Origin of the sequence: Rhodovibrio sodomensis (assembly GCF_016583645.1) — a bacterium.
Lineage (GTDB): Bacteria > Pseudomonadota > Alphaproteobacteria > Kiloniellales > Rhodovibrionaceae > Rhodovibrio > Rhodovibrio sodomensis.
Map to the genome: position 1 here is coordinate 1 of NZ_NRRL01000278.1, position 919 is coordinate 919.

Annotated in this window: 1 protein-coding gene; it reads right to left on the bottom strand. The window is 66.4% G+C overall.

The window, feature by feature from the left end; genetic code table 11:
* Positions 1-320: 320 nt before the first annotated feature.
* Positions 321-764, bottom strand: a complete 444-nt coding sequence (locus CKO28_RS27740; protein WP_200344773.1) for a hypothetical protein — start codon at positions 762-764, stop codon at positions 321-323.
* Between the last annotated feature and the right edge of the window lie 155 nt (positions 765-919).

The window sequence follows — 919 nt, forward strand, 5'->3', positions numbered from 1 at the left end:
TCGTCCGGTTCCAACAGTACCGCAGACGCAGATCGATCACATCCGGCGGGCGCCCCGGGGCAACAACCGGACACCTTCCGTTGGCTCACACGCCGTCAGATCGTTCGAGCAAGCCCGGAACGGCCCCGGATCTTAGACGCTTTCGGAATTCTCGCCTGCAGGGCTGGCACAGCGTCGTTGCTCCCGAAGCGCCCGCGCGAGCGCGCACGAGGTGAACGCTGACCCCGAGCCGTCGCCCACGCTCGCCGGGTGATCTACCTACCCGCGCCACGCGTCTCGACGGGCGTCTAGGACTTGGTCCGTGCGCCGGGAGTGGTCGATCACGCCGCCTCCCCCGCTATCGGGGCGTCCGATTCGTCGAGCGCGAACCCGGACGAAAGGTCGCCCATGCCCGCCTGCACGCGTTCGAACAGGATCTCGGCCGCCTTCAAATATGCTGACGTCGCGGTTTCCACGACGTCGGGAAGCCGCTCGCCGTGGACCTGGACAACCGCCTCGCCGAGGGCGTTCGGTGCGTGGGGCCAATCCGTACCGTGCACGCCCTCCTGGCCACGCTGCAGCCTGTTAGCGGCTTCGGATGCCGTCTCCTGGAGCATTTGCCCCTGTTGGACGACCATCGTCTGAGCAGCCTGCATCAGCTGCTGCTGTGCGCGCCCGACCGCCGCCACATTGCGACGCTGCCTGTCCAGGATCAGATCGGTCGCGCGCGAACCGGCTTCTGCGAACGTCGACGGATCCCACAGCTCGCTGACCCGATCGATCATCGGGTTCCCGTTTTTTGGAAGCATGGCGCACCTCCGATGTCGGCTCAGTTGGGCGTGACGATGAACTGGCCGGTCATGCGGACCGGCGCGTGGCCCGGCACCGAAAACTTGATCCCGTAGGTACCGGACGCGTCAAGGGCTGTGAAATTCGAGGG

What these genes read in the sequence shown, in the direction of transcription:
- CKO28_RS27740 (WP_200344773.1), bottom strand. Translation starts at nt 764, where the DNA reads ATGATCGATCGGGTCAGCGAGCTGTGGGATCCGTCGACGTTCGCAGAA.